Origin of the sequence: Bacillus sp. WP8 (assembly GCF_000800825.1) — a bacterium.
Lineage (GTDB): Bacteria > Bacillota > Bacilli > Bacillales > Bacillaceae > Bacillus > Bacillus safensis.
Genome location: NZ_CP010075.1, coordinates 1,693,976 through 1,710,687 on the forward strand (window position 1 = coordinate 1,693,976; position 16,712 = coordinate 1,710,687).

Sequence of the window (16,712 nt, forward strand, 5' to 3'; positions counted from 1 at the left end):
CGTACGAGTTCGGCTATGAAGGTTCGGCCGGGTTGGTTGATTTTTTTCGTTTTGAACATCTATATGTTGTGTTTTGAAAAAACATAGTATACTATATATAGTGAATAGCGAAATGATCAACAATACTAAAAACTAGGTCGTGATGGAATTGATTCAAATCGTATTTGATTCAAAAACAGGAAATGTTCAACGCTTTTTGGACAAGACCCCTTTTACAGACAAACGAAAATTGACTGGAGAAGAGTTTTTGGATACGCCGTTTATTCTCGTCACCTTTACGACAGGATTTGGACAAGTCCCTAGTACCACTCAGTCTTTTTTAGAAAAAAATGCTCACCTTTTACTAGGTGTTGCGGTGAGTGGCAACAAAGTGTGGGGAGATAATTTTGCAAAAAGCGCCGATACGATTTCTAAACAATATCAAGTTCCTATTTTGCACACCTTTGAACTAAGCGGAACAAAAAGGGATGTTGAATTGTTTACACAGGAGGTAGAAAGAATTGTCACAAAATCAGGTTCCAAAGTGGATACAATTAAATAACGAAATTATGATTCAAAAAGAAGGAAAGTTTCAGTTCGATAAGGACAAAGAAGCTGTACATAGTTATTTCGTAGATTACATTAATCAAAACACGGTCTTTTTTCACAATCTAGAAGAGAAGATTGATTACTTAATAGAAAACGACTACTATGAGGAAGAATTTTTAAGACAATACAGCATGGCAGATATTAAAGAAGTTTTTGAAGCTGCATATGCCAAAAAATTTAGATTCCCATCATTTATGAGTGCATTTAAGTTTTACAATGACTATGCACTGAAAACAAATGATAAAAAGAAAATCCTTGAACGCTATGAAGACCGCATTTCAGTTGTAGCACTTTTCTTTGCGGGTGGGGATAAAGAAAAAGCACTTGAGTTTGTAGAATTGATGATCAATCAAGAGTACCAGCCAAGTACACCAACCTTCTTGAACGCTGGACGTAAAAGACGCGGTGAGCTTGTGAGCTGCTTCTTGCTTGAAGTGAATGACTCACTAAACGATATTTCAAGAGCGATTGATATTTCCATGCAGCTGTCAAAACTAGGCGGCGGCGTCAGTTTGAACCTGTCAAAACTTCGTGCAAAAGGCGAAGCAATCAAAGATGTAGAAAATGCGACAAAAGGTGTCGTCGGCGTGATGAAGCTTCTTGATAATGCATTCAGATATGCAGATCAAATGGGGCAAAGACAAGGATCAGGCAGTGCCTACCTGAATATTTTCCACAGAGATATCAATGATTTCTTAGATACGAAAAAAATCTCTGCAGATGAAGATGTTCGCGTGAAGACTCTGTCCATTGGAGTCGTCATCCCGGATAAATTTATCGAGCTTGCTAGAGAAGATAAAACAGCTTACACTTTCTATCCGCACACAGTCTATAAAGAATATGGACAGCATCTTGATGAGATGGACATGGAAGAAATGTATGACGAGCTTGTAGAAAACCCGAAAGTTAAAAAAGAAAAAGTCAATCCGAGAAAGCTTCTTGAAAAATTGGCTGTTCTACGCTCAGAATCAGGCTATCCATATATCATGTTCCAAGATAATGTAAACAGAGAGCATGCTTTGAACCATATTTCACGAGTGAAATTCTCAAACCTTTGCTCAGAAGTGCTTCAGGCGTCAGAGGTTTCTTCTTACACGGACTATGATCAAGAAGATGAAATCGGTCTTGATATTTCTTGTAACCTTGGTTCATTAAATATCATGAATGTCATGAAAAACAAATCGATCGAAAAAACGGTTAAGCTTGCAACAGACTCACTAACGCTTGTGTCTGAAACAACAGACATTCGCAATGCACCGGCTGTTCGAAAAGCGAACAAAGCGATGAAGTCAATTGGACTTGGTGCGATGAACCTTCATGGGTATTTAGCTCAAAACCAAATTGCCTATGAAAGTGAAGAAGCAAGAGATTTCGCAAATACGTTCTTTATGATGGTGAACTATTATTCAATTAAACGCTCAAGTGAGCTTGCGAAAGAAAAAGGAGAAACATTCCATCGTTATGAAGGCTCTGGCTATGCAACTGGTGAGTACTTCAATAAATACGTGGAAAATGATTTCACACCAAAAACAGAAAAAGCAGCAGCACTATTTGAAGGCATGCACATTCCAACAAAAGAAGACTGGGCAGCACTCAAAGAATTTGTAGCGGAAAATGGCATGTATCACAGCTATCGTTTATGTATTGCACCAACAGGTTCCATTTCTTATGTTCAATCGGCAACAGCCTCTGTGATGCCAATTATGGAACGTATCGAAGAAAGAACATACGGTAACAGCAAAACCTATTACCCAATGCCGGGTCTTTCAGCGCAAAACTGGTTCTTCTATAAAGAAGCGTACGATATGGACATGTTTAAAGTGGTCGATATGATCGCAACGATTCAGCAGCACGTCGATCAAGGAATCAGCTTTACACTATTCCTAAAAGATACGATGACAACGCGTGATTTAAACCGCATCGATCTTTATGCACACCATAAAGGCATTAAGACACTTTATTATGCAAGAACGAAGGATACAGGGCAGGAAGGCTGTCTTTCTTGTGTTGTTTGATTAAAGGAGAGTTTAACGTGACAAAAATTTATGATGCAGCCAACTGGTCAAAACACGAAGACGATTTTACACAAATGTTTTACAACCAAAATGTGAAGCAGTTCTGGCTTCCAGAAGAGATTTCCTTAAACGGAGATCTCTTAACATGGAAATATTTAGGTGAAAAAGAGCGAGATACGTACATGAAGGTACTTGCTGGACTGACTTTACTTGATACAGAACAAGGAAATACAGGGATGCCGATTGTGGCTGAGCATGTAGAAGGTCATCAGCGTAAAGCGGTATTAAACTTTATGGCAATGATGGAAAATGCGGTACATGCGAAATCATACTCCAATATCTTCATGACACTCGCACCAACTGAAACGATCAGTGAAGTGTTTGAATGGGTCAAGAAGAATAAATTCCTGCAAAAGAAAGCAGATATGATTGTCAGTTTATACCGTTCGATTCAAAAGGACGATCCTATTTCTCTCTTTAAAGCAATGGTGGCTTCTGTTTATTTAGAAAGCTTCCTATTTTATAGTGGTTTTTACTACCCGCTATATTTCTATGGGCAAGGAAAGCTCATGCAAAGCGGTGAAATCATCAACTTAATTTTGCGTGATGAAGCGATTCATGGTGTGTACGTTGGATTATTAGCACAAGAAATTTACAACAAACAAACACCTGATGTGCAAAAAGAGCTGTATGATTTCTCAATTGACCTCTTGAACGAGCTTTATGAAAATGAACTTCATTACACTGAAGATATTTATGACCAAGTCAATTTATCGCATGATGTGAAAAAGTTCATTCGTTACAATGCCAATAAAGCGTTAATGAACCTTGGATTTGCCCCTTATTTTGAAGAAGAAGAGATTAACCCTATTGTATTGAACGGACTCAATACAAAAACAAAATCGCATGACTTCTTCTCAATGAAAGGGAACGGCTACAAAAAAGCAACAGTTGAGCCGTTAAAAGATGACGACTTCTTCTTTGGAGATGAATCATAAGGAAAGCGTAAAAGTCAAAACGCATCACTCGTTTTGGCTTTTTGCCATTTCTAACAATGTGTTACATACTGGAGGTTACCGAACATGGGAAAAATGGACGAAATCATTTTAGTTGCACCGCGTACGCAAGTGTTCCAAAATGAAACACTTGCGTTTAATGGTGTGAACAGTGAAGAGAAAACAATCAGCACCATTATGAAAGAAATCGAAGAGCACTTCGAGCAGATGCGAAGAGGCGATGCAGAAGAAAATCCTGACTTCAAGCAGCCGATTCCTTATGTCGTGATTAAGCGTGAGGACGAAGTGTATGTATACGAAAGACTTCAAGGCGGAGGAGAGACTCGCTTACATCATAAGTTATCTCTTGGCTTTGGGGGGCATATGAATTTCATTGAAGGAAAAAACTTTGCTGAGATTCTAAAAGAAAATACGGATCGTGAGCTGGACGAAGAACTTTCAATTCAAGAAGAAGACAAACTTGAAATGAAAACCCTTGGATTAATCAATGACGATGACAACAGTGTCGGCCGTGTGCACATTGGACTGTTATCAGCGCTTGAACTATCTCCAGGTGCTCATGTAGAAGTAAAAGAAACAGATCAAATCTCAGGAAAATGGATGAAAACAGCCGATTTGAAAAAGCCTGAATACTTCGATCGTCTTGAAACATGGTCTCAATTTGTCGTCAACATCTTAGCGTAAATAAATACACAACAAACCGGCTCAGCAGAAGACTTGAGCCGGTTTGTTTCGTTACAACAGCTTTGGATTATTGGAAAACGAATGCGTCATGACCGGCCTGCTTCAATCTTGCGACGAGGTCATCTGCATTTTGCTTTGTACGGAAAGCCCCGGCCTGTACTCGGAACATGCCTCCGTCTAATACAACAAATGCGTCAAAGCCTTTGGATTTAAGTGTGGCTGCTAATTCATCTGCATTGGCTTTCACTTTGAAAGCTCCTGCCTGCACTTTATAAAGATTACTTGCTTTTTTTTTCAATTGAAAGGCTTCTTCTAGACCAGTCGCATGAGCGCGAGCGATGCCTTGAAGGAAGGTTGCGTTGCGGAGCTTATTAGCATCAGCTGTCGTATCAATGAAACCATTCTCTGTTAAAATAGCGGGCATAGAAGTTTCTCGAAGAACGTGGAAGTTCGCAGTTTTCTTGCCGCGGTTAGCAAAATCAACTGAGCGGACAATTTCATCATGAAGGGCGTTGCGATACGTGGTGGTCGGTGCTGAAACGCCAGGATACACATAGCTTTCAAACCCTGTGCCCCCGCCAGCATTAATATGAATAGATACGAAATAGTTAGCTCCCCAGCTGTTTGCTGCATTCGTACGCTGGGACAAAGTGACGGATTGGTCAGTTGAACGACTTAAGCGGACAGAAACCCCATCATATTCACTAATCAAAATGTCTCTCAGTAAAAGCGCGATTTGAAGTGTTATATTTTTCTCCAAAAGTCCATTAGCACTAGCTCCAGAATCTGTTCCTCCGTGGCCAGGATCAATAAAAATTTTCACCATCTATTCATCACCTCGTCTTTATTTTATGAGAAAATAGAAGAATTGCCTGTACAAAATGCGGAAATCATTGAGACTCTTTTCTGCATCATTTGTGATCAAAAAGCTACATTTTTCTAAGAAAAAACAAATTGTTGGTTTGTCCGCCCAAACGGGATGAATACAATGGAAATAGCACATCATTTCCTGGGAAACCGCACAAATCCCTACAATATTCGGTATCTCGGGTCATTTTGACAGCAAACTTGGGCTTAAGCGGGCGATTGTCACGATTACAGCTCCACCCGAATAGAATAAAGAGAGAAGAGCGAGAGGTGAATACGTTGGAGCGAGCTGTCACATATAAAAACAACGGCCAAATCAATATTATACTTAACGGACAAAAGCAAGTATTGGTTGATGCAGACTCAGAGGCAGAATACCTAGAAGCCTTGCAGAAAAATGAGGCAAAACACAGCATCTTACGGGAAATAGAGCGTGAAATGAACAGCCTTGTCGGTATGGATGAAATGAAACGAAACATAAAAGAGATTTATGCTTGGATTTTTGTTAATCAAAAACGGCAGGAACAAGGGTTAAAGGTAGGGAAACAAGCGCTTCATATGATGTTCAAAGGGAATCCTGGCACAGGGAAAACCACAGTTGCAAGACTTGTCGGGAAGCTTTTCTTTGAAATGAATGTGCTCTCAAAGGGTCACTTAATCGAAGCAGAACGCGGTGATCTTGTTGGAGAGTACATTGGTCATACAGCGCAAAAAACAAGGGATTTAATTAAAAAATCACTGGGTGGTATTTTGTTCATTGACGAAGCCTATTCTCTTGCACGCGGAGGAGAAAAGGATTTTGGAAAAGAGGCGATAGATACCCTTGTAAAACATATGGAGGACAAACAGCACGAATTCATTCTAATTTTAGCTGGCTACTCCAAGGAAATGGATCATTTTCTTTCTTTAAACCCCGGTCTGCAATCAAGATTTCCAATCAACATCAGCTTTCCTGATTATACAGTCGATCAGCTCATGGATATTGCTAAACGAATGATGGCGGACAGGGAATATGTTTTTACCCAAGAAGCCGAATGGAAGTTGCGGGATTATTTAATGCACATTAAAAGTACCACGAGCCCGGCAAAATTCAGCAATGGCCGGTTTGTGCGAAACACCATTGAAAAGGCCATACGAACCCAGGCGATGAGACTGCTTCTTGTGGATCATTATGATAAAAAAGATTTGCTGACCATTAAAAGTCACGATCTTCAAATGAAAGAGGATACGCCTTCTTGAAATGGCGTATCCTTTTTATAAAGAGTCACTAAAATAAACCATCCGAATAGTGGTATACGTGTGATCTGTTTGGTATGATGGTACTACTGAAAACTTAAGTACAGAAAGGAAACAACTGACGTTGAATGAACATGAAATGACTGAAAAAGCGATCCTTGTCGGCTGTCAATTGCCGCATGTAACGGATGAACGCTTTCAATACTCAATGGAAGAATTAGCTTCCTTAACCAAAACGGCTGGCGGTGAAGCTGTCAGCGTGATGACGCAGAAGAGAAATAGACAAGACAGCGCAACGTATATCGGTAAAGGGAAAGTAGAAGAACTTGAGGTGCTTTGCGAGGAACTCGAATGTGATGTCATTATTTTTAACGACGAGCTTTCTCCAAGCCAGCTAAAAGCTTTGGCGACTGCTTTAGATGTAAAAATTATTGATCGTACGCAATTGATTTTAGATATCTTTGCAAAAAGAGCACGTACAAGAGAGGGGAAGCTGCAAATAGAGCTTGCCCAGCTTCAGTATGCCCTGCCGAGACTAAGTGGACAAGGGATCAGCCTCTCAAGACAAGGAGGCGGAATTGGCGCAAGAGGTCCAGGTGAAACAAAACTCGAAACAGACAGACGCCATATTCGAAACCGCATTCACGAAATTAACGGGCAGTTATCTGCAGTCAAAGAACACCGAACAAGATACCGGGAACGCCGAAAGAAAAATGGTGTGTTCCAAATTGCCATTGTCGGGTATACGAATGCCGGAAAATCAACTTTGTTTAATCAATTAACAGAAGCAGATAGTCATGAAGAGGATCTGCTGTTTGCGACACTTGACCCAATGACACGTAAGATGACATTAGAATCCGGATACAGTGTGCTCATTTCGGATACAGTTGGGTTTATCCAAGACCTTCCTACAACACTGATCGCTGCATTTCGTTCAACCCTTGAAGAAGTGAAGGAAGCCGATTATTTGCTTCATGTCATCGACTCTTCTAATGAGGATTATGAAGGACACGAACGAACGGTTCATGAGCTTTTAGAAGAATTAGAAGCGGACCGTATTCCGATGCTGACTGTTTATAATAAGGAAGATCAAATCCGACCAGATTTCATCCCATCTTCAAAGCATCGCCACATATTAATCAGTGCTAGACGCAAAGAAGATGTAAAAAGGTTAAAAGCGGATATTATGGCTGAGCTGAAAAAAGCCTTTTTAAAGCCATATCATGTGAAGATTCCAGCGTATGAAGGGAAGCTCATCTCCGCATTAAAATCAGAAACGCTTGTGGAATCACTAGAATTTCAAAAAGAAGCAGAAATTTACGACATCACCGGATTTAGTGGTGAGGATCAGACCATTTTAGGTCAAATCAAAAAGTATATGTTGGAAAGGAATTAAATCAAGATGTTTCACACATTAAAACACGGCAGTATTTTAGAAAAAGCAGCAGCAGAAACAGAACAAGAGATTTTACACGTACATCAGCAAATTGATCAAACGAGCGAACAAAATGAGTGGCGGGTGCTTGAAAGCTATCGAAAGCACAAAGTCAGTGACTCTCACTTTAATCCAACAACTGGATATGGCTACGATGATATGGGGAGAGACACGTTAGAAAAGATTTATGCGGATGTCTTCGGAGGAGAAAGCGGCCTTGTCCGTCCGCAGATCATTTCCGGCACACACGCGATTTCCATTGCTTTATTTGGTGTGCTGAGACCTGGCGATGAATTGATCTACATGACGGGAAAACCATACGACACGTTAGAAGAAATTGTCGGGATTCGCGGGAAAGAAGGGACAGGCTCATTAAAAGACTTCCAGATTGACTACAAAGCCATTGATTTGCTTCAAGATGGATCAGTCGATTACGACAAAGTAAAAGAGTCGATTTCTTCTAAAACAAAAGTGATAGGCATTCAACGTTCAAAAGGCTATGCGTCGAGGCCATCCTTTACTATAGAAGAAATTGAGCAAATGATTTCATTTGTGAAAGAGATAAATGAAGAAATCATTGTGTTTGTAGACAACTGTTATGGTGAATTTACTGAATTACAAGAGCCGTGTCATGTCGGAGCTGATCTCATGGCCGGTTCACTTATTAAAAACCCAGGCGGAGGTCTTGCCAAAACAGGCGGCTACATCGTTGGAAAAGAAAAATGGGTCGAAGCTTGCTCTTATCGAATGACATCTCCGGGCATCGGCAGTGAAGCGGGTGCATCGCTGTATGCGCTCCAGGAAATGTATCAAGGCTTTTTCTTGGCGCCGCATGTTGTGGCTCAAAGCTTAAAAGGCGCAGTATTTACGGCTCGTTTTCTTGAGAAGCTCGGATTCCTAACAAACCCAGCATGGAATGCGAAAAGAACGGATTTAATTCAATCTGTCGAATTTGGAGATCCTAAAAAAATGATTGCGTTCTGTCAGGCAATCCAGTATGCATCTCCGATTAACAGTCACGTCACTCCACATGCAAGCTATATGCCGGGCTACGAGGATGATGTCATTATGGCAGCGGGCACATTTGTACAAGGAGCCAGTATCGAATTATCAGCCGATGGTCCGATCAGACCGCCTTATACTGCCTACGTGCAAGGCGGTCTCACGTATGCCCATGTGAAAAATGCGATTTGCAGTGCTGTCGATGCCTTATTGGATCAAGGTTTTATTGAAGTGCCTGCTCAATAAAAAACCATGTTAATATTCCTAACATAGTGTTGACACATAATATAACATGACATATAATAAATTTAAGCAAAGAGGAGGAGACAGTTGAGATGAGTGATAACATTCGCCGCTCAATGCCTTTATTCCCAATTGGGATTGTCATGCAGCTAACAGAATTATCTGCAAGACAAATTCGCTATTATGAGGAAAATGGTTTAGTATTTCCAGCAAGAAGTGATGGAAACCGCCGATTATTTTCTTTTCATGATGTTGATAAATTACTAGAAATTAAAAACCTCATCGAACAAGGTGTAAACATGGCAGGAATCAAAAAGCTTTTTGCCAAAGCTGAGGCAGAAAATCCATCGTCTGATAAAAAGACGGAGGAAAAAACCACAGCTAAGCACAACTTGTCAGATGATGAACTCAGGAAGCTACTGAAGAAGGAACTCATTCAGGCTGGACGTTTCCAACAAGGAACGACCTTTAGGCAGGGGGATATGTCAAGGTTCTTCCGTTAACCAATTAGCAAAAGCATTGCTATACACATTTTACCTTTTGTAGGGGAGGAGTTTTACGAAATGGCAAAGTACACAAGAGAAGATATCGTAAAATTAGTAAATGAGGAAAACGTAAAGTACATCCGTCTGCAATTTACAGACATTCTCGGAACGATTAAAAATGTTGAGATTCCTGTGAGCCAGTTAGAAAAAGCTCTCGATAACAAATGTATGTTTGACGGTTCATCTATTGAAGGATTCGTACGTATCGAAGAATCAGATATGTACCTATACCCAGATCTAAACACATTTGTTATTTTCCCTTGGACAGCAGAAAAAGGTAAAGTTGCACGCTTTATTTGTGACATTTATAAGCCAGACGGGACACCATTTGATGGAGACCCGCGTAACAACTTAAAGCGTATCTTAAAGGAAATGGAAGAACTAGGATTTAGTGATTTCAACCTTGGACCTGAGCCAGAATTCTTCTTATTTAAATTAGATGAAAAAGGCGAGCCAACGCTTGAACTAAACGATAAAGGTGGATACTTTGACCTTGCACCAACAGATCTAGGTGAAAACTGCCGCCGTGATATCGTGCTAGAACTTGAAGAAATGGGCTTTGAAATTGAAGCATCTCACCACGAAGTAGCACCAGGACAGCACGAAATTGATTTCAAATATGCAGGCGCTATCCGTTCTTGTGATGACATTCAAACATTCAAACTCGTTGTCAAAACAATTGCGAGAAAACACGGTCTTCATGCGACATTCATGCCAAAACCATTGTTCGGTGTAAACGGATCTGGTATGCACTGTAACCTATCATTATTCAAAAATGGTAAAAACGCATTCTTTGATGAAAAAGCAGATTTACAATTAAGCGAGACTGCTAGACACTTTATCGCAGGTATCGTCAAGCACGCAACAAGCTTTACAGCAGTCACAAACCCAACGGTTAACTCATACAAGCGTCTTGTACCTGGCTATGAAGCACCTTGCTATGTAGCATGGAGTGCACAAAACCGCAGCCCATTGATCCGTATCCCGGCATCACGCGGCATCAGCACACGTGTAGAAGTGCGCAGCGTAGACCCATCTGCAAACCCATATCTTGCACTAAGCGTATTACTTGCAGCAGGTCTAGACGGAATCAAAAATAAACTAGAAGCACCAGCACCAATCGACAGAAACATCTATGTCATGGATAAAGAAGAGCGCCTTGAAAACGGCATCGCTGACCTACCTGCAACACTTGCAGAAGCACTCGAGCTGCTAAAATCAAACGAAGTCATGATCAACGCACTAGGCGATCACCTATTCGAGCACTTCATCGAATCAAAAGAAATCGAATGGGATATGTTCCGCACCCAAGTACACCCATGGGAACGCGATCAGTATATGTCTCAGTATTAATAAAGAAAACCCCTTGGAGCCAATGGTTTCAGGGGGTTTTTATTTTGGTCAAAAAATGAACGGAACAATATTTTTGGTCCTTGACCAAAATATGATCAAAAAAATTAAAAGTTATGAATTTAACTCCACAATTAATTATACGTAAGATCGTGAATAAACAGACAATAGATAAAATCATTAATTATTACAAGGCATTGCTCAAGACTTCAATACAAAAATAGATGGCTGGTTCAACATGAAAGGGATGCGGCGATAAAAGTCTCGAGATTGCTCGTTTTATTTTGGGAGAACGGATGGAGGGTCCTTGACACTTCCGTTTCAAATTTTGAAAGTGAAAAACGGACAAGCTATCTTTAGAAATTTACGAAAGGGCCATGTTTTATTTTAAGGGGAATAAATCATGACTATTATTCATTACAACTATTCAGATACAGAGTTAAAAGAAATTTTAGGCAGTATGATCATTATTGTGGATACGAGAGAACAGAAGAATCAACATGTTCTTGACTATCTCCGCAAAAAGAATGTATCAATCAAATTCAAAGGGATGAAGACGGGTGACTATTCCGCAATGATTCCCAAAAATGAGGCATACGGGATCAATAGAGATATGTATTTAAACGCTGCTATCGAAAGGAAAAATGGAGTTGACGAGCTTGTTCAATCCATTAAGGATCGTTCCAGGTTTGAAAATGAATTGATTCGTGCATCAAAAAACCCTTTCACTCTTCTTGTGGAAGACCTGGAAGGGTATCAAAAGATACTCAACGGAAAATATCGTTCAAAATATGAACCTAAATCGCTGCTCGATAGCTTGAAAACATTTGAAGTGCGTTACAATTTTTCAACTGTTTTTATTAATCCAAGTGCGACCGGAAACTATATCTATCATCATTTTCATTATATGGCACGGGAATTATTAAAAGGTGGATTAGTATAGCAAAGCCCAGACAGCAAAGAAGTTGTATATGAGATGAGTTTTGCTGTCTGGTTTCTTATATAATCACTTATTTTTATCGTGTGAGTGTTTGAGTACCATCTAAATCGTAAACTGATACCCATCTAGCCTCTATAACACATGAACCATTACTAGATACTCTTGGATATACGACATAGATGTATTCTATCCATTCATTTCTTACGTTGTCATATTGAAACTTTACATCATGAATAAATACTCTAGTGCCATTTTTAAAGGCTGTCGATTGTGGTGGGACTGTAATAATCTGTCCAATACTTGGTTGATATTTTCTTAGTTCCGATCTTTGAATATTCGGTGCGTAATCATTGTGAATATAAGGTGACGGAACATGATAATACATTGGATACATTGAATACATTTTAAAACATCTCCTTGGAAAATAATTTACAGTTCATCGTATTTCTGATTTGTGTATAAGGTGATGGGTATAACTTATTGTCCTGTTTTTAGGACTTTGAACACGAAATGTAAAATAATTAGACGGAATATTCAAAAAACAATTGATTGAAAGGGGAAAATGAATATGGCTTTTGTAGGTTTTGAAGAATCACACGAGGTGCGGCAGCTGGCTAAAAGTTTAATTGATGAACACCACCCACATTTAAAAGATGCGATAGGACAAATTGGTTTTTATATTCGAGAAGGCAGTAGCAAATGGGCGGGGAAAGCGAAAAAATGCACGGCCTTTGAACGCCATATGACCGATTACATGCTTTTCGTATTTGTAAATAAGGAAGCCTGGAAGGCAATGAACAAGAAACAGCGTGCGCCCTGGTCGATCATGAACTAAACGGAAGAACCTGACCCGAAAGATGCGAAGAATTGGATCACTGTGTACGGGCCCGCCGATAAGCCTGACAGTTGGGCATTCGTGAGCACGATGTTGAAAAATTTTCCGAAATCATTGAGCGTCATGGTTTTTGGGATACGGGTATTGAATCATTCGCCGCAGTTGTGTGGGAGGCTGATCACCAAATGAATATTGATGATGTAAACCGTATAACAAGGGTGAAGTAGATGAGGAATCGGCTACTAATCTTTTATATCGTGTTTGGATCGGTTTCTGTTTAGCAGTCATGAATATAAATTAGGGAGGCAATGAAAGACTTGAGATTACAAGAACATCCAAGTGAAATTATAGATATTGAGACTTTAGGCACAGGAAAAGAGTCAATTGTTTTGGTTTTCTCCGATGGCAGAGCTAGATATGCACCGTTGCCGTCTCATGGCGAAATAAAAATTGTTACACATGATGATAAAGTAACTCGTGTTAATTTCAACGAAGGAGAGTTATTCTAATAAATCGTTCTACCGGAAAGCCGGGGGGCACTGATCATGACAGCATAAGCGCTGTTTGGTTGGTGTCCCTTTTTTATATTCAGAAAAGAAGAAAACGAGGTGTAAATCTATGTCTAAAAAAAGAACTGATGTTCCAAAGAGCTTTCATATGAAGAGATAAAGGAACTCGTGGGTATCCGCCCTACATATAAAAGAAGCCGTGGCGGACGTTAAAAAGCAAATAAATGGGGAGGGTATTTTATGTTAGGTGAACCACCAGTAATAGATAAAAAGGAATCGAGAAAAAGAGTTGAACGTATACTAGACAATTATCGTTTGTATCTTCTTCAAATTCCTGATGATATGCTACCTAAAATAACGGCCGGATTTAGTATCGTGCCGCCAGCTGCGACGAATGCTTTTCATTCTTCTACAGAGAGTACGGCCATAAAACGTATTGAGTGGGAGCAAAAACGAAATGCATATCTTGAGAGAGTGCAAAAGGCTGTCAACCGTCTTCCGTATAACGAGAGAAAAATAATCATTAAACGTTACATGCAGCAAGAACCTGTTTTCGATTACCAGGTATATAACGAAATTGGCATGAGTGAAAGATCATACACACGCCTAAAAGGGAAGACATTTCTTGATCTTGCTCATGCTCTCAATGAAATTGTATTTAAACGCACCCGTTTAGAGGTGTTTTTTATTTAGAAAAAAACGACCCCAAAAACTGGAAGTCGTTTAAAAAATTTGGCTTATTACTTTGAAACCCAGCACTTTCCATCAGTTAATTCTTCGCATTTTACAAGGATATAACTGTTACTACTTGTCCAAACTTGAGTGTAATTCTGACCATTTACTTTGACTAATACATAATTCCATGCATTAGGATAAGCGTCTCTGACCCATTCTAAGGCATTGATGCTTGCTGCACTTGCGGTATTCATGGAAAATAACATTGATGTAGAAAAGGCAACGGCTAATAAAACTTTTTTGATGGGTGATTTTTTCATAACAACCATCTCCTTAATTTGTATTTTAACCCATTAAATGTTAATGGATTAATCTAATAGTATCAAAGAGAAAAAACAATTTGTGTCGAAAAATGTAAAAAAACCTTAAAATTACCTATTTTCATAGGTGGGAATTTTCATAATTTTTTAAAAGAGTGCCTAACACCGATTAACGGTGTTTTTATTTTGGCGTGATGTTGGCGTAGCATGACCGAAAAAAGGTTGTAATATTGTATTATAAGATAGATTGAGAACGGCTTCCGAAGGAGATCGTTTTTTCATAATACAAATTTGTAAGTTAATTTAACATTTATGTTTCCTTTCCGATATAGACTTGGGAGGAAATTATATGAAAATTTTAAAGAAGATACTGTTTTATTTGTTCTGGATGATCAAAAAATTTATGGTTTTTTTAATTGTTCCATCAAAAAAATATTCAACAAGAAATTTCCAATTAATTATACAGGTAATTTTAGTTCGTAAATTCGCGGTATTTCTAAAATTTCCAAATGTTGAATTTTTATCTTTCCTATTAAGAAATATAATTATCTTTTCTATGATTAATTGGTTTGCAACTTTAGTTCTTTATCTAATAAGCAGAAAAGATCCAATATTTATGAAAAGTGAAGAAATATCCCCTTTCACACATGAAAACTCAAATATAAATAACATAATATTCCAGATTGAAAATCTAAAGAAATCTGTTAAAAAGTGGGCAGGAGATGATGAGGAAAAAGCTCTAAAAAATTTAAAGCTATTAAGAATACTTGATAAAGTTAATGCAGATAAAAAAAGATATAATTTCTTTATTAATTCTACAATAACTTTTATTTTAGGTTTAACGGCGACTATTATTTTTAATAAGGACGTAATGAAGGTTCTTAATTCTAAAATTGGACCAACTTCAATTGACGAAAATCTCATTTATTATACTAATGGATTCACTCTGTCTTTAATTGGAATAATGCTAGCAAGTAAACTTTTAATTCTAGGTCACAATATAAATAGAATAAATGAGCTTTATGAGGAAGTTCTTAATAATCTTATTTTAGAAATTGAAGAAAAAAAGATTGATACTGAAAATACCTCGATTTCCAATAACTAGATATACTTATTCAAAATAATTCTAATCAGTGTTTAATTTCATATATATGTATTATGGCGCTTTCCCAAAAGGGATGGCGTTTTTTCTATTTGCTGTAAAGCGTCCCTGTCTGTTTATAAAAACAATGGCGGCTAACAAACAGGGAAGGCTTAGATCAAATAAAAAAGGAGCGATTGCAATGTCATTTATAAAACCAACAAGTTTGAGTTTTGCAAAGTCATCTGATGATGAGGGAAATAAAGAAGAGCAAGACTTTCAAAGAACCTTCGTTTAGGGATATTAACACTCAATGAAGTGCGTGCGCATTATGGACTAAAGCCCATAGGAGCGATTGGTAATGTTATTTATAGGGGGAGGAAAAACCAATGAAACCTATTAAAGAAACGTCAGAAGGTCAGATCATGTCGGATGAAAAGAATCATAAGGTGATATTTGTCCCGAGACATCAAAGACATCAAATGAATGAATCAATACAAGAAGATGAAACACCTGTGATTGAAGAAACAGAACAGCGACACGAAGACGGATCCGGCGCTTGATGATCTTACGAAAGAGGGACTTATGAAGCTTACTACGGGTCGAGGCATTGAAGTAAAGCCAGCGATGAACAAACCAACGATCGCAGCTGGACGAACTAAAGGAATACGATCCAGACCTTTATCGAATAGCCCGAAAAGGTCATTTTAGCATTAACGGAATTCGTGTTCTTCCTCAATTCGAGGTACGGCCGCATGAAGATATGATGCTGTCCATCTCAAAGGATTAATCGGCCTTTACTTAGGCGGGTATGGACTTTGGTTTCGTAGAGTCATATAACGCTTTGATTCGACTGGCCGTCGATCACGAGAAGAAATATCTATGTATCTATTGGGAGTAATATCAAATGGGCACAACCGATGATGAAACTGAACAAGAGCTCATCGAATTTACAAAAACAAAAGAGCTGATCAAAGCGGATGCAGCTGAACCGAAAACCATCTCATACTTCAGGAAGATGGGTTACAACATGGTGGCTGCTCGTAAATTCCAGGGATCACGCTTGCAGTACACCAAGAAGATCAAACGGTTCAAGAAAATCATATGTTCCGATTCATGTAAAAACACGATCTATGAGCTTCAGCCGCTGACATACAAGACAGACAAGAACGGTAACATCATAGAAGACGAGTTTAAGATTGACCCTCATACTTTTTCAGCTATCTGGTATGTGTTAGATGATTATGAGGTCACCGATCTGAAAGAGCAGCCTAAAGAGCGGACACGTCCGAACAGAGATAGGAGGTCACGCTGATGAATAAAGTGAAAGCGACTGTGATTAAATCAACTGTTTCTGAAACGACCAAACAA

Annotated in this window: 18 protein-coding genes and 1 pseudogene; 17 read left to right on the plus strand and 2 right to left on the minus strand. The window is 38.9% G+C overall.

Going from position 1 to position 16,712, the window contains the following annotated elements; translation table 11 throughout:
• Positions 1-148: 148 nt before the first annotated feature.
• From nrdI to QR42_RS08375, 4 genes are all read left to right on the plus strand, one after another.
• Positions 149-541: a class Ib ribonucleoside-diphosphate reductase assembly flavoprotein NrdI gene (gene nrdI, locus QR42_RS08360; RefSeq protein WP_008360380.1), complete on the plus strand. Its 393-nt coding sequence runs from the start codon at positions 149-151 to the stop codon at positions 539-541.
• Positions 501-2,603 carry a class 1b ribonucleoside-diphosphate reductase subunit alpha gene (gene nrdE / locus QR42_RS08365; protein ID WP_034281935.1) on the plus strand — a complete coding sequence of 701 codons (2,103 nt, stop codon included), beginning with the start codon at positions 501-503 and terminating at the stop codon, positions 2,601-2,603. The genes nrdI and nrdE overlap by 41 nt, the downstream gene beginning before the upstream one ends.
• Before the next feature lie 17 nt (positions 2,604-2,620).
• On the plus strand, positions 2,621-3,601 hold the full coding sequence (gene nrdF, locus QR42_RS08370; protein WP_003212452.1) for a class 1b ribonucleoside-diphosphate reductase subunit beta: 981 nt from the start codon (positions 2,621-2,623) through the stop codon (positions 3,599-3,601).
• A gap of 84 nt (positions 3,602-3,685) precedes the next feature.
• Positions 3,686-4,303, plus strand: a complete 618-nt coding sequence (locus tag QR42_RS08375) for a hypothetical protein (protein WP_039178787.1) — start codon at positions 3,686-3,688, stop codon at positions 4,301-4,303.
• 67 nt (positions 4,304-4,370) lie between these two features.
• On the opposite strand, the gene QR42_RS08380 is transcribed toward QR42_RS08375, so the two are convergent.
• Positions 4,371-5,129, minus strand: a complete 759-nt coding sequence (locus QR42_RS08380) for an N-acetylmuramoyl-L-alanine amidase (RefSeq protein WP_039178790.1) — start codon at positions 5,127-5,129, stop codon at positions 4,371-4,373.
• 320 nt (positions 5,130-5,449) lie between these two features.
• On the opposite strand from QR42_RS08380, the gene spoVK reads away from it, so the two are divergent.
• The 10 genes from spoVK (at position 5,450) to QR42_RS08430 (ending at position 13,958) form a co-directional block, all read left to right on the plus strand.
• Positions 5,450-6,409, plus strand: a complete 960-nt coding sequence (spoVK, locus tag QR42_RS08385) for a stage V sporulation protein K (protein WP_024424083.1) — start codon at positions 5,450-5,452, stop codon at positions 6,407-6,409.
• Between the two features lie 121 nt (positions 6,410-6,530).
• Complete coding sequence (hflX, locus tag QR42_RS08390) at positions 6,531-7,802, plus strand: GTPase HflX (protein ID WP_039178793.1); 1,272 nt, start codon at positions 6,531-6,533, stop codon at positions 7,800-7,802.
• 6 nt (positions 7,803-7,808) lie between these two features.
• Positions 7,809-9,089, plus strand: coding sequence for a methionine gamma-lyase family protein (locus QR42_RS08395; RefSeq protein WP_039178796.1), 1,281 nt, complete (start codon positions 7,809-7,811; stop codon positions 9,087-9,089).
• An 89-nt stretch (positions 9,090-9,178) separates the two neighbouring features.
• Positions 9,179-9,589 (plus strand): MerR family transcriptional regulator, encoded by a 411-nt coding sequence (locus QR42_RS08400; protein WP_039178801.1) that lies wholly within the window; start codon positions 9,179-9,181, stop codon positions 9,587-9,589.
• Positions 9,590-9,649: 60 nt separating this feature from the next.
• Entirely contained in the window at positions 9,650-10,984 is a 1,335-nt protein-coding gene (glnA, locus tag QR42_RS08405) for a type I glutamate--ammonia ligase (RefSeq protein WP_025093273.1), read from the plus strand.
• 400 nt (positions 10,985-11,384) lie between these two features.
• Positions 11,385-11,924, plus strand: a complete 540-nt coding sequence (locus tag QR42_RS08410; protein ID WP_039178804.1) for an ERCC4 domain-containing protein — start codon at positions 11,385-11,387, stop codon at positions 11,922-11,924.
• Positions 11,925-12,489: 565 nt separating this feature from the next.
• Positions 12,490-12,756: a putative metallopeptidase gene (locus QR42_RS19590; protein WP_235354799.1), complete on the plus strand. Its 267-nt coding sequence runs from the start codon at positions 12,490-12,492 to the stop codon at positions 12,754-12,756.
• A 71-nt stretch (positions 12,757-12,827) separates the two neighbouring features.
• Positions 12,828-12,983 (plus strand): hypothetical protein, encoded by a 156-nt coding sequence (locus QR42_RS19595; RefSeq protein WP_235354800.1) that lies wholly within the window; start codon positions 12,828-12,830, stop codon positions 12,981-12,983.
• 81 nt (positions 12,984-13,064) lie between these two features.
• The gene (locus QR42_RS08425; RefSeq protein WP_039178808.1) at positions 13,065-13,265 is read left to right on the plus strand and encodes an XtrA/YqaO family protein; all 201 of its coding nucleotides are present in this window, start codon (positions 13,065-13,067) and stop codon (positions 13,263-13,265) included.
• A 240-nt stretch (positions 13,266-13,505) separates the two neighbouring features.
• Positions 13,506-13,958, plus strand: coding sequence for an ArpU family phage packaging/lysis transcriptional regulator (locus tag QR42_RS08430; RefSeq protein WP_039178811.1), 453 nt, complete (start codon positions 13,506-13,508; stop codon positions 13,956-13,958).
• 47 nt (positions 13,959-14,005) lie between these two features.
• Here QR42_RS08430 and QR42_RS08435 read toward each other — a convergent pair whose 3' ends face one another.
• Positions 14,006-14,260, minus strand: a complete 255-nt coding sequence (locus tag QR42_RS08435) for a hypothetical protein (protein ID WP_039178814.1) — start codon at positions 14,258-14,260, stop codon at positions 14,006-14,008.
• 349 nt (positions 14,261-14,609) lie between these two features.
• On the opposite strand from QR42_RS08435, the gene QR42_RS08440 reads away from it, so the two are divergent.
• The 3 genes and pseudogenes from QR42_RS08440 to QR42_RS08445 all read left to right on the plus strand — a co-directional run.
• Positions 14,610-15,365, plus strand: a complete 756-nt coding sequence (locus tag QR42_RS08440) for a hypothetical protein (RefSeq protein ID WP_039178821.1) — start codon at positions 14,610-14,612, stop codon at positions 15,363-15,365.
• Between the two features lie 365 nt (positions 15,366-15,730).
• Positions 15,731-15,904 (plus strand): hypothetical protein, encoded by a 174-nt coding sequence (locus QR42_RS19325; protein WP_158333013.1) that lies wholly within the window; start codon positions 15,731-15,733, stop codon positions 15,902-15,904.
• Between the two features lie 83 nt (positions 15,905-15,987).
• Positions 15,988-16,656 (plus strand): annotated as a pseudogene (locus QR42_RS08445) (PBSX family phage terminase large subunit); the annotation flags it as partial.
• Positions 16,657-16,712 lie beyond the last annotated feature (56 nt).

Coding starts and splice junctions, on each gene's coding strand:
- QR42_RS19325 (WP_158333013.1), top strand. CDS start 15,731: ATGAAACCTATTAAAGAAACGTCAGAAGGTCAGATCATGTCGGATGAA.
- glnA (WP_025093273.1), top strand. CDS start 9,650: ATGGCAAAGTACACAAGAGAAGATATCGTAAAATTAGTAAATGAGGAA.
- QR42_RS08395 (WP_039178796.1), top strand. CDS start 7,809: ATGTTTCACACATTAAAACACGGCAGTATTTTAGAAAAAGCAGCAGCA.
- QR42_RS19590 (WP_235354799.1), top strand. CDS start 12,490: ATGGCTTTTGTAGGTTTTGAAGAATCACACGAGGTGCGGCAGCTGGCT.
- QR42_RS08400 (WP_039178801.1), top strand. CDS start 9,179: ATGAGTGATAACATTCGCCGCTCAATGCCTTTATTCCCAATTGGGATT.
- QR42_RS08375 (WP_039178787.1), top strand. CDS start 3,686: ATGGGAAAAATGGACGAAATCATTTTAGTTGCACCGCGTACGCAAGTG.
- QR42_RS08380 (WP_039178790.1), bottom strand. CDS start 5,129: ATGGTGAAAATTTTTATTGATCCTGGCCACGGAGGAACAGATTCTGGA.
- QR42_RS08435 (WP_039178814.1), bottom strand. CDS start 14,260: ATGAAAAAATCACCCATCAAAAAAGTTTTATTAGCCGTTGCCTTTTCT.
- QR42_RS08430 (WP_039178811.1), top strand. CDS start 13,506: ATGTTAGGTGAACCACCAGTAATAGATAAAAAGGAATCGAGAAAAAGA.
- QR42_RS08425 (WP_039178808.1), top strand. CDS start 13,065: ATGAAAGACTTGAGATTACAAGAACATCCAAGTGAAATTATAGATATT.
- QR42_RS08410 (WP_039178804.1), top strand. CDS start 11,385: ATGACTATTATTCATTACAACTATTCAGATACAGAGTTAAAAGAAATT.
- QR42_RS08440 (WP_039178821.1), top strand. CDS start 14,610: ATGAAAATTTTAAAGAAGATACTGTTTTATTTGTTCTGGATGATCAAA.